Source organism: Oculatella sp. FACHB-28, from assembly GCF_014696015.1.
Classification (GTDB): Bacteria; Cyanobacteriota; Cyanobacteriia; order Elainellales; family Elainellaceae; genus JAAUTN01.
Window position 1 is genome coordinate 85922 of the sequence record NZ_JACJPJ010000036.1, and the last position, 13732, is coordinate 99653.

General features: G+C 46.8%; 11 protein-coding genes. 7 read left to right on the top strand and 4 right to left on the bottom strand.

Annotated elements, in window-relative coordinates:
• Positions 1-624: 624 nt before the first annotated feature.
• From H6F88_RS04300 to H6F88_RS04310, 4 genes are all read left to right on the top strand, one after another.
• Positions 625-1587 carry an orange carotenoid protein N-terminal domain-containing protein gene (locus H6F88_RS04300; RefSeq protein ID WP_190641514.1) on the top strand — a complete coding sequence of 321 codons (963 nt, stop codon included), beginning with the start codon at positions 625-627 and terminating at the stop codon, positions 1585-1587.
• Positions 1588-1810: 223 nt separating this feature from the next.
• The gene (locus H6F88_RS04305; RefSeq protein WP_190641515.1) at positions 1811-2365 is read left to right on the top strand and encodes a pentapeptide repeat-containing protein; all 555 of its coding nucleotides are present in this window, start codon (positions 1811-1813) and stop codon (positions 2363-2365) included.
• Between the two features lie 241 nt (positions 2366-2606).
• Positions 2607-2738 carry a hypothetical protein gene (locus H6F88_RS33860; protein ID WP_277881948.1) on the top strand — a complete coding sequence of 44 codons (132 nt, stop codon included), beginning with the start codon at positions 2607-2609 and terminating at the stop codon, positions 2736-2738.
• Between the two features lie 374 nt (positions 2739-3112).
• Entirely contained in the window at positions 3113-3310 is a 198-nt protein-coding gene (locus H6F88_RS04310) for an NblA/ycf18 family protein (protein ID WP_190641516.1), read from the top strand.
• A 60-nt stretch (positions 3311-3370) separates the two neighbouring features.
• Here H6F88_RS04310 and H6F88_RS04315 read toward each other — a convergent pair whose 3' ends face one another.
• Entirely contained in the window at positions 3371-3754 is a 384-nt protein-coding gene (locus H6F88_RS04315; protein WP_190641517.1) for a hypothetical protein, read from the bottom strand.
• A gap of 55 nt (positions 3755-3809) precedes the next feature.
• Positions 3810-6032, bottom strand: a complete 2223-nt coding sequence (locus H6F88_RS04320) for a heavy metal translocating P-type ATPase (RefSeq protein ID WP_190641518.1) — start codon at positions 6030-6032, stop codon at positions 3810-3812.
• Positions 6033-6461: 429 nt separating this feature from the next.
• On the opposite strand from H6F88_RS04320, the gene H6F88_RS04325 reads away from it, so the two are divergent.
• On the top strand, positions 6462-8375 hold the full coding sequence (locus tag H6F88_RS04325; protein WP_190641519.1) for a GTPase family protein: 1914 nt from the start codon (positions 6462-6464) through the stop codon (positions 8373-8375).
• A gap of 209 nt (positions 8376-8584) precedes the next feature.
• Complete coding sequence (locus H6F88_RS04330; RefSeq protein ID WP_190641520.1) at positions 8585-9565, top strand: hypothetical protein; 981 nt, start codon at positions 8585-8587, stop codon at positions 9563-9565.
• A gap of 273 nt (positions 9566-9838) precedes the next feature.
• On the opposite strand, the gene H6F88_RS04335 is transcribed toward H6F88_RS04330, so the two are convergent.
• Positions 9839-10738: a sterol desaturase family protein gene (locus tag H6F88_RS04335; RefSeq protein WP_190641521.1), complete on the bottom strand. Its 900-nt coding sequence runs from the start codon at positions 10736-10738 to the stop codon at positions 9839-9841.
• 117 nt (positions 10739-10855) lie between these two features.
• Positions 10856-12214 carry a 50S ribosome-binding GTPase gene (locus H6F88_RS04340; RefSeq protein ID WP_190641522.1) on the bottom strand — a complete coding sequence of 453 codons (1359 nt, stop codon included), beginning with the start codon at positions 12212-12214 and terminating at the stop codon, positions 10856-10858.
• An 830-nt stretch (positions 12215-13044) separates the two neighbouring features.
• On the opposite strand from H6F88_RS04340, the gene H6F88_RS04345 reads away from it, so the two are divergent.
• Positions 13045-13671, top strand: a complete 627-nt coding sequence (locus tag H6F88_RS04345) for a hypothetical protein (RefSeq protein WP_190641523.1) — start codon at positions 13045-13047, stop codon at positions 13669-13671.
• The last annotated feature ends 61 nt before the right edge of the window (positions 13672-13732 follow it).

Consider the following 13732-nt stretch of genomic DNA (forward strand, 5'->3'; position numbering starts at 1 on the left):
ATGATTTTGCACAGTTGATGCCGTGGTCGGCACTCTGTTAGCGTAATTCAATCATCATTGAAATAGACTATGATGATGTTGTAAGGTTTGCAAAAAGGACACCCACGAGCTACACCAAAAGCCGAGGGAAAACCTTCAACCTTCCTGAAAAGCATCGCAGCGATGGCAGTGAACAAATTTCGGCTGAAGTCCAAGCTAATATTCGCTCTGATGGCGCTCGACTGATTGCTACTCGTTTTACGGTTGGTTACATCTCAGACGATGAAGGTCTCATCAATAACTACGCAATTGAGCCTATCATTTCTGTTTCAGCATATTCTTTACGACAACAGCGACACTATGCTTCTCTAAGAACGGGAACTGTACTCTCTGTCGCTTCAATAAGGTTCGTTGCATTGGCTACTAGCTAGGAATTTATAGCCTGGTTAGATTGCAGCAAGTTGTTCTACTGAACTTAAACAGCTTGCTGTCATCATTCACTCAATACAATCTAACTGTCAACCTTTAAGCTTTTACGGATATAGCTGTATTCCTTTTCCTGAAACTGTTCTACCTTGCATGGAACAGTTACATCCATCTATCACTTTTGACAGATTCAATGTAGTCCAAATTTTGGAGTTTTCTATGACTTTTACAACCGAATCTGCTCGCTCTATTTTTCCTGATACCAAGGTTTCTGCTGTTGTTCCAAAAACAATTGAGCAATTTGACAAACTCAAAGCAGAAGACCAACTGGCATTAATTTGGTTTGCCTTCACTGAGATGGGTAAAACGATCACGATTGCGGCTCCGGGTGCCGCCAACATGATGTTTGCTCAGAGCACTCTTGACCAGATTAAGCAAATGTCACCTGCTGAGCAAACGCAGGTGATGTGTGATTTAACCAACCATGCGGATACACCCATTTGCCGGACCTATGGTTCTTTCACCATGAATATCAAACTCGGCTTCTGGAATCAGTTGGGAGAATGGATGGAAAAAGGACTTGTCGCTCCGATTCCTCAGGGCTATCAGCTTTCTTCTCAGGCAAATGCGGTGTTGAAGTCGATTAAGAATGCTGATCCGGGACAGCAAATCACTATTCTCCGCAGCACCGTAGTCAATATGGGGTTTGACTCGCAGGATTTAGACAGTCCTAAAAAGGTTGCTGATCCGGTTGTGATACCCACGGAGATGGCAAACCGAACCCAAATCCAAATTGAAGGTGTAACTCATCCAACAGTTTTGAGCTACATCGACAATATGAACGCTAATGACTTTGAGGTCGCTGTTGACCTATTTGCGCCCAATGGTGCCCTACAGCCTCCCTTTCAAAAACCAATCTTGGGTCGCGACTTGATTCTTGCGTATATGCGAGAGGAATGCCAGGGGCTGAAGCTGATGCCCGAGCAGGGCGTTGTGGAAAGTGTGGAAGAGGGGTATACCCCAATCAAAGTGACTGGCAAGGTTCAAACTCCCTGGTTTGGTAGTAGCGTGGGCATGAATATTGCATGGCGGTTTTTGCTTGATCCGGAAGGCAAAATCTTCTTTGTCGCGATTGATCTGCTGGCTTCACCCAGGGAACTGTTGACCTTAGTACGTCGCTAATTTTCTAGTTTTGGGTCAATTGATTGTGGCTGGGTTGTGAGAAGTGCAAGCGCTCTGCTGAAGTTCGGTTCTCACGATCCATGCGTTTCATAGGATTTGTGTGCGATCGCTTCCAACCCAATATTTTTATCTCTACATTTCGTGAAGCGCTTAGATAGCTCGAAGATGCTATTTCAACTCGATATTCACCTTAATAAAACCAACTCGATCGAAGGACAAAATTATGGATGCTCAAGAGATTTTGAGACTCTACTCCACAGGACAACGAGATTTTAGTCATGTAAACCTGGTTCAAGTCTGCCTAACCAATGCAAAGTTAATTGGGGCAACGCTGATTGGAGCCGAGTTGATTGGGGCTGATTTACGTGGAGCAGATCTGACTGAGGCTCATCTCAACCAAGCAAAACTGAATCAAGCCAACCTAGCTAATGCAGAAATGATTCAAGTTTGCTTAACTCACGCTGATTTGAGTGGGGCAGACCTCAGTGGAGCAGATTTGACTCACGCTGATCTGAGTGGGGCAGACCTCAGCGGAGCCAATCTAGGGGGGGCAGATTTGCGGCAAGCCAACCTGGGTAGAGCAGATTTGAGCGGGGGAGATTTGCGGTGTGCAGATTTGACGGGTGCGGATTTACGGCAGACAAATCTTAGCCACACAAATTTAGATGGGGCATATCTGGGTGAAGCAGATTTAACGGGGGCAAATATTCAAGGAGTAAATATGGATAGAGCAAGGTTGAGCAAAACTAAAATGCCGAATGGAACTACACATAACTAACCACTCAGACGGGCGTTTAAGCAAGTCATTGCAAACTAGAATCGAGATATAAACAGCGACAACGCTACACGTTGCGAGGCAGCCAAAATGGATGCCAATGAAGTTTTGAAGGATTATTTAGAATCTGCCAATTGTCTAGGTGATTGAGCAACAATCTGCCGCTGGTTAGAGGCGCAGTTAGCTAAGTAGTACTGCTAATCATTGTCTAAGGTATGTTGAAAATTTTGATTGAGGAGATCTTATGTCAAAGCAAAGAAAAAGCAATAAAGAACCTAAAAAACCAAAAGCCGTTTCTGATGAAACCCGAAAACAGAAGAAAGACCTCAAAAAGCATGATGGAAGAACATCAGGGCTATTTGGCTCTTCAAAATAGACTTTCACTAATGCCTTTTGATTTTGCTCTTATTCTGTAAAGTGCGATCGCTTGATTGCTTTAACTTCCACCGCTTATTCAAGATAAGCAGGTGGATTTTTTTATCAGCTCAATCACCCTAATCCCGTTTTTATGAGGTTGCATCTTTTGATTTAGATTGTGAAACTATGTAAATAATTTGTTATACTAGTTTACATAGCGCAATAAATAAGTCAAAATTTTGTTCCTGATTGGCGAAAACCTAATGCTCACGCTCACATAGATTAATTCACCTCTCTCAAATGCTGAGTGTGATCAGTCAGTTTCGGCTCAAGTTTTAAAACCGTTAGTGCGTTACTAGATTCAAAGCTTTTGTTTTTTATTAGAAGGCAGTTATGAACCAATCAATTGAACTCACTTTAGATCAAGAATTTAGCCTCCGGATCTTTGCAGATCAGGTAAAACAGATGTCTCATGAGCAGGCGCAAGAATTTTTGGTTGAACAACACAGACTTATGATGTCTCAAAAGACGATGTATCAGAATCTTTTGAAGCATGAATGGAAGTTGGATTTGGATAGCGTTTCTTCCTAAACCGGAAGGTGATGTTTGACCTCTACACTTAATCGGAACCTGATGTAAGTCAGTCCTTCTCTACAAAGAAGTCTGCTGCTCTGGAGTTATGCCAAACCAGCGCTGGTCAAATTCGTTGAGTGCTTGAACTTGCGATCGCAGCCATTCTTCAAATCGCTCTTGTAGCAGTCGTTTTTGCATCGGTTCATCTAACTGAGCAGGAAGGCGCTCTTCTAAGCGCATGACCAAACACCAGTTCCCCAGAACTAGGGTTTGGACTTCACCAATCTGGCTGTGATGGAGCAGACCAGCGAGTTTTGTATTCAGGGCACCCAGTTCGACGGTGTAACTCCCTATAGCGTCGAGTCCCGATATTTTGTCGATGTTGCCGTTAGGGGAATAAGTTCCCCTAACGGCAATTTTTCTTCCATCAACCTCACTATCCCGAACCAGATCTTGCGCCACTCGAATATTGACAAAGAGTCAGAGCAAAGGTCAGATAAATGTCGGCTGTGCAAGATTAAGCGTTCTCGTTCAGCTTTAACGCTCGACTGGCATTGAGAATTGCCAGCAGTGCAACACCCACATCAGCAAAAACAGCTTCCCAGAGTGTTGCCACGCCAAATACTCCCAAAATGATAAATAGCCCCTTAATCGCCATTGCCAGCACAATGTTTTGCACTACGATTTTGCGTGTCTTTCTGGCTATCTGAATCGCTTCTACCACTTTGGATGGCGCATCGGTCATAATCACTACGTCTGCTGTCTCTATTGCAGCATCGGAACCTAGCCCACCCATGGCCATTCCAACATCGGCTCTTGCAATCACGGGTGCATCGTTGATGCCATCTCCGACAAAGACAACTTTGTCTTTACCAGATTGACTCAGTAACCTTTCAATTGCCTCAACTTTGCCTTCGGGTAATAACTCAGCAATATAGGAATCTAAACCCAATTGTCTGGCTACAGTTTGAGCAACCTGTTTGTTGTCACCTGTCAGCATCACGGTTTGCTTGATGCCAACTCGCTTGAGATCTCGGATGGCTTGTGCTGCATCTTCTCGAATTTCATCTGCAATGAGAATATAACCCGCGTAGTGATTGTCTACTGCTAGATGAACCACCGTTCCTTCTACCTGGCAGGTATCGTGATCAATGTTTTCTTGGTGGAGGAGGCGATCGCTTCCTGCTAACACGTTCTGATTGTTCACCTTAGCTCGAATACCACAGCCTGCTATTTCCTCGTATTCAGTCACATCTGCATGATTAATTGGTTGACTATGTGCCGCTCGAATTGATTGAGCAATAGGGTGGTTGGAGTGAGATTCGGCTTTTGCTGCTAGGGTGAGCAATTCTGACTCTGAAAACCCATTTTTTGTCACAACTTGGGTGACTTTAAAAACTCCTTGAGTTAACGTTCCAGTTTTATCAAAAACAACAGTTTTAACAGCGGTAAGAGTGTCAAGAAATACCGAACCTTTGACAAGAATTCCGCGTTTCGCGGCTCCTCCTACGCCTCCAAAGTAGCCCAATGGAATGCTGATCACCAGTCCACAAGGACAAGAAATGACGAGCAATACTAGAGCACGATAAATCCACTCTGCATGAGTTGCACCAGGAATTAGCAAGGGAGGAAAGAGGGCGATCGCCAACGACAAAATCACAACTACAGGCGTGTAATATCGGGCAAACCGAGTAATAAACTTCTCAGTTTGTGCTTTTTTAGCAGTCGCATTCTCGACTAGATCTAAAATTTTGGCGATCGAAGATTCTTCAAATGGCTTTGTGACTCGCAGGGTTAATACTCCAGTCTGATTAATCATGCCTGCCAAAACAGATTCTCCAACTTTGACCGTGCGTGGAACAGATTCTCCCGTTAGTGCTGAAGTGTCAATCTGAGAACTGCCCTCAAAAATCTCACCATCCAGCGGAATTTTCTCACCTGGCTTAACTAGAATTAGCTCACCGACATTCACCGTTTCTGGTGAGACAGCTTTGATCAAACCATTTACTTTCACATTGGCAGTGTCAGGGCGAATTTCTAGTAAGGCTTTAATCGAACGGCGCGATCGCCCCACCGAGTATTCCTGAAATAACTCTCCAACCCGATAGAACAGCATCACAGCAACAGCTTCAGGCAATTGGTGAATAGCGATCGCTCCAACCGTGGCGATGGTCATCAAGAAGTTCTCATCAAACACCTGCCCTCTGAGAATGTTGCGTCCAGCAATCTTTAACACCGTCCAACCCGCAATTAGATAAGCAGGAATGAAGACTGCGTATTCTCCAAAGCTGTAGGGGGTGTTGTGCAGAACCTCCTCAAAAATCATGCCTCCGACTAAAAGAGCCACGACTATGAGCACTGGAAGGAGTTCTGTCTTGAGCGCAAACTCGCCGGTTCCATGACCGTGGTGGTGATCGTGGTTGTGATGATGTTCATCGTCATGCCCGTGATGATGGTCGTGGCTATGCTCGTGATCTTTGGAGTAATGAGTTTTAGCGTGAGAGTGTGCTGTAGGAGTGACGATGGTGTAGCCCAAAGCATTGATGCGATCGCGAAGCGTTGACTCATTCACCTGCTGTGAATCGTAAGAGACGATCAAGCGCTCAGTCGTAGAACTGACTGACACCTCAACCACACCTGCTACTTTTTGCAAGGCTGTCTCAATCTTTGCGGCGCAGCTTGCACAGTCCATACCGCCTATCTGCATCTGCTGAGTTTTAAGCGCTGGAGTTTGAGTCATAGCCGTTGCATGAAGTGCTGGAGGAAAAATTTTACGAACTCTAGCACAATTCTAAAACGTATGAACAGTTATTCATATTTTCGGAATGAGAATCATTTCGTAGGGGTTTTGTACTCGTGCTTGACTGCGATCGCTTATTGCTGGGCCTTAATACTCAATGCCTGATTACAACAACCTAGGAGATTTCTGAGGAAGATTGGACTTCCTGTACGGGCGAACGGCCGTTCGCCCGTACCAAGGCATTGCTACTCATACAGTAATTTCTTTCCCAGAAATCGCCTTAATGCTTAGCTGCAATGGCTTAATGCGTTGCTGCGATCGCTCAACACTTTGCTGCATGGAATAACGCATTGCTGCGATTAATTGAATGTTGCATATCAATCGCTCAAAACTTCCATACACTGGAGACAAGTTTCTTGGCATAGGGCAATGGTGCGACTAAAGCGGTGGCAGTGGGCGGTGTTGGCACTTCCGATCGCCATAATTGCAACTTTTTTACTGACAGCAGCGGGATGGCAGATTCACGCCTGGGGCATTAACTGGATTTGGGGCGTGTTTATCTTGCTGTTTGTCGGTTGGCGATGGCTGCTAGTGCGCTGGACGCAGCCTGCTCTAAAACAGGTCGAAGCAGTACTGGCAGAAGTAAGCGAAGAACTGGAATCTGCTCCTGAGCCGTCTCCCGCCCTGTCAGCGAATGAGGCAACCCGCAAGGCAGAAGCAGCACTTCAAAAGATTCTTCAGGAAACGCAGACCGACTTGCCTGTGTGGGAAGATTGGGCAACGTTTTGGCGGCGCTGTCAGGATGTGGTGGTGGCGATCGCCCACATCTACCATCCCGAAGTTCGGTATCCTTTGCTCAACATCTACGTTCCCCAGGCATACGGGCTAATTCGTGGCACGGTGGACGACCTGGACGGGTGGATGCAAAAGCTCTCTCCTGCGCTCAATCAACTCACCGTTGGGCAGGCATACCAGGCCTTTGAGGTGTATCGTAAGCTGGAGCCATCCGCCCGCAAACTGTTGCGAGCCTGGAACTGGGCGCAGTGGTTGCTCAATCCGGTCGCGGCGGCAGCAAGGCAGGCGACGGAGCCTTACAACAATCGCGCCACCCAGCAGCTATTGGTGAATTTGAGCCAGCTTTTACGCGAGGCAGCATTGCGGAATCTGTGTCAGCAGGCGATCGCCCTTTACAGCGGTTCTACAGGCACATTACCAGGAGTGGCACCGGCACCAGAACCTGCGCTTCCTAAAGCAAAAACTCAAACGCTACGAGAAATCCTGACCCAGGCAGAATCGATTGAAACGGTCGAGCAAAAGCCCGTCAGCATTCTGCTAGTTGGGCGCACCGGAGCGGGAAAGAGCAGTTTGATCAACACACTGTTTCAGGCTGACCTGGCTGTGGTGGATATGTTGCCCAGCACCGACCAGATTCAGAACTACCAGTGGAAAACCGAATTCGGGGAAATGCTTTCTCTCTGGGATACCCCAGGCTATGAACAGGCTGATCGAGCGGAGTTTCGCGAGTTGGTGCTGGATTATGCCAACGATGCCGATCTTCTGCTGCTGGTCACGCCTGCCCTTGACCCGGCACTGCAAATGGATGTGGACTTTCTCAAAGATATGCAGGCAGAAGTGAGTGATTTACCCGCGATCGCCATCGTCACTCAAGTCGATCGGCTGCGGCCTTTGCGCGAGTGGGAACCACCCTACGACTGGCAATGGGGCGATCGCCCTAAAGAAAAATCAATTCGAGAAGCAACCGAATATCGCGCTCAGCTTTTAGGTGAGTTTTGCAATCAGGTATTGCCCATCGTCACCGCAGATTCTAAAACGGGTCGAGCCGCCTGGAATGCTGATGCGCTATCCGTTTCACTGGTGGAAGCGATCGCCCCAGCCAAGCAGCTTCGGCTCGCCCGCTTTCTGCAGAACCTGGACGCTCGCACCGTTGCCGCTGCCAAAATCATCGATCGCTACACCTTTCAAATGACGACTACGCAAGGGCTAGCCGCATTCCTCAAAAGTCCAATTCTGCAATTTCTCTCAACCCTGTCTACCGGATCGCCTGCTCTAGCTTTTGCCCTGGCAGAACAAATTCCAGTTGAGCAACTGCCTATTGTCATTGGCAAACTTCAGATGGCCTATGATCTGTTCTCACTACTAAATCCGGGTGGCGCAAAGGCGTTAGAGTTTGACTTGCGATCGCTCTGGCCACTGCTGCTAGAAAATCCGCCTTCCCCCGACCGCAACGCATGGGCATTTGGTCATACATTGATCGAATACTGGACACAAAGCCTATCGATTGAACAAGCCCAACAGCGGTTTGAACACTACCTGGGACAGTAATTAAACCAGTAATTAAAGTTAAGGGAGTGCCCCGTCGGGGCACTCCCTTAACTTTTTCAATCCAGTTCCGTCCGGTAAAGAGAACTCAGAAACTGTAGTAACGGAGCGTGACGGGTGCAGCCATACACATCCTGCCATTAGTGATGGGAACTATGCAGGATGGCGATCGCTTTTCAGATCATCACGTTACACCGTTTTAGGAGTTCTTCATGACAGCAACCGCTGATCTTCCTTTCAAGTTTAAGTTTGTTAAAAACGGACGGACTCAGAGCTTATTCCCCAAAAAAGGAACTGCAACTCAAGACAGCATTGTTTTAGGAAAAGATGTTTTGAGCTATGACGACATCGTGGATACAACCACTCGCGATCAACGCATCGTCCTTGCCCTATCCTCAACTAACAACTTGAGTTCAAGCCTACAAAAGTCCTTAGCTGGAGGCTCCGCAATCGTACTTGAGGTGAGTGGAGTCAAAGCCCAAGATTTAGAAAAACAAGTTGACCGAATTGCTTCCCAAAAAGCAATTGATAAACGCAAACAGCACCTATTAGAAATTGGTCAAGGACATTTGCTGCGAGTCGTTTCCTGCTCGGATTGTGAAGCGACTCTTGATCTAACTGACTATGAGCGAAGTTCTCATATCTACTGCCGTTTTTGCGAAAGTATCTTTAAGGAGAATCAGCCGCCGCTTGCCCAAGGTTCAACCTACCGAGTGTGTGATGAATGTGGTTTATTTGATCGGATCAGGAGCTATACAGAATTCTACTTTTTCTTTTTCGTCATCGCTTACGCTTTCTCCTACAAACGCCGCTATGTGTGTGACCACTGTGCAAACGGTTTGTTCTGGAAAACGTTTCTAACAAACCTAATCTTTATCCTGGGAATACCCGCCTCGATTTACATCAAAATCAAGTCGATGTCGGGTCGCGATCCTGCTCTAAAAGAATTGGCACGGGCTAATGCATTGGCTAAGAAAGGGCAATACGACAAAGCTGCACCCATCTACAGCCAGCTTTCCCAGAACTATTTAGAACATCCAGGCTTGTTGATGAACGAAGGAATTGGTCATTTGGTCGCCAAAGATCCAGTAGGAGCGGTGCAATGTTGGCAGCGATCGCTCCAATCTTGCAGCAATTATCACCCCACACTGGGGCTACTCTACAACCTGCAAAACCCCAGTCAAAAGTCATGATGGACCATTAAAAAAGATGGGAGAAAAGCTTTACCTTTCTTCCATCTTTTTCATAACGAAACACTATTTTTGTGTAGGGACAAAGCATTCGCTAGAGGAATTGTGCTGGTTGACTGACAAAACTCCCAAAACTACGGGTGTATCGTAGGTTGGGTGAAGCGAATGCGTAACCCAACAGAATTTAGGTGTAAGTTGGGTTTTACGTTGTTTCACCCAACTTACACCAGAAGGTTTGCGACCGAATGCCTTGCCCCTATACAAGGATTTGTGGTGTCAGCTACTCGAAACTTTGACAGGTTCCTTTTCTGCAAACTCAACTACAGGTTGATTTGAATTAAACCAGGCTTTGACAATCTTCCAGTTTCGATAAGGGAAAAGTAACTGGTCAAAAAATGTTTCCTTGATCGTTTCACCAATCAGCCCAAAGTTCCTCGGCTGTTCGCCTTGAGGCATATAAAACGTACCGAAAATCAGATCAAAAATTGGGAAAAGTCCAGCAAAATTCTTGCCTGCTCCCTCTTCTTCTGTCGTGTGGTGCCAACGGTGGAAAGCAGGGCTAGAAATCACGTAGCGAAACGGTCCATAGGTCCAGGACACATTCGCATGAATGAAAGCAACATAGCTCGACAGCAGCGGCACATAAGCTTCAACGGCGATCGGGGAAAAGCCCAACAGCAGCACCGGAGTCGCCTGACACACCCGCGAGATAATATCATTTACTGGATGCAGCCGCACTGCTGTGAGCCAGTCCATTACCTCAGCACTGTGGTGGACGGCATGAAAATCCCAAAGCTGGCGGGTATGGTGCCAACGATGCGTCCAGTAGCCGACAAAGTCACCAATGAAGATTGCAATTAGACCTTGCACCCATAGCGGCAGGCGAGAAATCGGCCCGTAGCCCGCTAAAACCTGATTGATATCAAACGACAATCCCCCATTCTGAATCGTAATGCGCCCCAGCAGCAGGTAGAGCGGGATCAGGACAAGGGCGATCGTCGCCATGCTGATGATCTGGATCACCATTGGGGTGAAAAACCAATAAAAAGTATCCAGCCAAACTCCTCTCCGCCACTTGGGCTGGTCAGGAATGCTTGGGAAAAGGCGCTCCAGAACCCCAAAGACCAGGGTAAGAACCAAAAACAAAACCAGCGTTCTAACGAACCGTGCTTCCATGCCTTAAATGTCTGCTTTCTTGAAGTTTTCTTACATTTACCGTGATAGCCCTTAAATGACAACTCCTGCGATCGGGCTAAAACAATGTAAGACGCTCCTTCGAGTACCTGAGTTCCATCAGGTTTTGATGCCCTTAAAGCGTTCCTTTGCGACTTGGAAAGCCTCTTGCATCACTGCCTGAATTTTTTGTGGGTCGGGTTTCTTGCCGCCCATCAGGTCTCCAAAGTAAACGCAGGCTCCTTCGCCCAACGACCAGGTGTAGGCAGCTGCCCAGGATGCGGCGATGACGCTGCCAAAGCCGGGGATGAATTTGATCAATTCTCGTCCGATCGCCTGCGCCAAAAATCCACCCGCGATCGCACTCACCACGCCGCCCGCCTGCGAGGGCGTAAGCGTCTGTCCATAGTGTTTCCCTAACAAGCCCACCATAGACACCTGGAGCGCAGTCAGCACCGGCATAGTGGCAAAGGGAAGCGGAATCGCGGCGATCGCCGCTGCCATGGTTGCAAACGCCAGCATATAACGACGGGCCGTATCTCGATAAAGGTTGCCAATTTGGTCACCCGCGCCTTTGTCGAGCAGTTGGTAAATCGCCCGAGCTTCGGCTTCAGGTAACAGATCGGCTAGCGTGTCGCGGAATGCTTCTAAGCCATAGAAAACCGGGGTGTAGCCATCTTCTTCTAAAGTGAAGTCGATCAGGACGGAGCGATCGCACACATCCTCAAAGATTTGTTGAATAGTCGTGAAGGCACGATTGACTTCCGCAAAATCGGGTGGATAAGGGGGATGGTCAGCGGTGTTAGGAGGATACACCTCATGCAGACAGGTCACAGCTAGCAAACAGGGAATCTCTGGATACTTTTGGCGCAACTGTTGAGCGATCTGTCGCAAAGTGTCAGTGGCAAAGTCATTAATTTTGATGGTAAGGATCAGAACCCTGGCACGGCGATCGCTCTCTTGTAAGTCGCCTACCAGTTCTTGAATAATTGCGTCAGTACTTTGATTGACATCACCCAGCCCTACGGTGTCTGTAAAAATCAATAACGGCAGGTCATTAGAAGGATAAGCGTAGCGTTCTGTGTGTTGAGTGTGGGGACGAAAACCTTGCCCGACGATTTCTGCCGAAACGCCCGTTAGACCACGCACAATAGAGCTTTTGCCAGCCTGGGGTTTACCAATCAACAGTGCTTCAGTGGTGGGGAGTTCTGCCCGGACAGTTTCTAAAATTTCTGCAACCTGGTCTTCGCTGACGCTAAACCACTTCACCACAGTTTGAGCAATCTGGTCTACAGGCAACAGTTTCACGAGGTTTGCAGTAGCACTATTCCACGTAGTCAAAGTACGAGATAAAGGTTGACTGCTGAGTGCCACCTTCAAATCTTCTACTAGCTTGTCTGTAACCTTCACCTTACCAGTGGGTTCAATCCCTTGTTGGGGTTGAACGGAAGATGGGTCAGTGTGATTGAGTTCAGTCATGACTTTACATGCTGTATTACCTGCAAAAACCAGGAGGGCGATCGCTCACTCCTGCCTTACAGATTAAGACAATATCCCCAGCAATGAGTCATTCCTATAGCAGACTTGTAGAAATGTCCCATTCAAGCAAAAAGTCTAGGTTTATCTCCAGCGCACCAATCAATTACATTCCTTTACATAGCAGTCCTAAATCAGTTGTTAAGATGAGTCACTCTGTTTCAAACACCCCATTAAAGCGAATTCAAATTGCCCACTAAAGCCCGTTCCAGTTCACCAAAAGGGTTAACGGAAAGACCATTCTGTCTCCAGATTTTCAGCCTTGAACCTGAAATTTACTTCAAGGCTGGAAATTGAACGGGATGCAATGAAAATAATCTTACAGTTCATTCGCAAAATCAATTTGCCAAACGTGGCTAATTTGGAGCACCTTCGCAGTTCGTAACATGCTTCAAGTCGATTTCTAAATCTCTTTTGGCTACATCAGTTAACAAAACAGCTATATCTTCCTAATCCCTTGTAATAGCCTTGTAGCGATCCCAAATAAATTATAAAAGGCAGTTCTCCTAGGAATGCGTTTCTCACAACTGTTCTCCTGCGAGCCAGGTTAGCTGTGTTGAGGCAGTAATTTTGAGCAGTGTCGTCTTTATCCCAAAACATCTCTCATTTGGGGCTACCCCAACCCTGTTTAAAACTGCGCTGGGTCTTGTAGAAAAACTGTTTCTAATCAGCAGATTGTGAATTATTATTCAAAATACATTCACTTACACCGGAGTATTGCTATTTTTTGCAAAAGCTCCAAAGTTTTCTAAAAAAGAGAGGAACTCCTAACTGTGCCAAGTACTCAAATTGCTCCAGCTTCCGACCCCACCTTAACTAAGTTGCTAGAAGTTGACTCTGATCTGGCAACTCAAGAAACAGAATTAGCTGCTCAACTGGAAGCACTTCAACAAAAGCGTAAAGGTCTTCAGACCGTGATTGGAATCTTTGCTCCAGGCCGTGAAGGAGGTTCTAATGAAGCTCTTCCTAAAATTGATAGTCTGAATGGTTCTGCAGCAGCTAAGCCTGTTGAAGCAACCGAAGCGCCAGAGACAAAGCCTAAAAGAGGTAGGAAAGCCTCTTCTTCTAATAACACCCAAAAGAAAACAACCCCAACTCGCACTAAAGGTTCTCGAAAAACGGAGAACTGGCAGCAATACATGAAGAAAGAGTTTGGGCAAGCGTCTTTACCCGATGCGGTCTCTACGGTCTTACAAACCTACTCGAATGAAGCGCTGGAAACTCCGGCCATTGTGAGTGCCATCTTTACAGATAAGATGCCTTCAGAACTTCGCAATCAGGCTCGCGATCGCGTTTCTAACGTACTCTCGGTTGGCTTGAAAGATAATAAGTGGTATCGCGGTAAGAAGGGTTGTTACAGTGCTTCTAAAGCAGCAGCGGCAGCTAGCATTTCCTCTTAGAGGCAGCTCTCAAGGTCGCTTTGATAAGAAGTCGCGACTATATGAACAAAACCTGCCTACG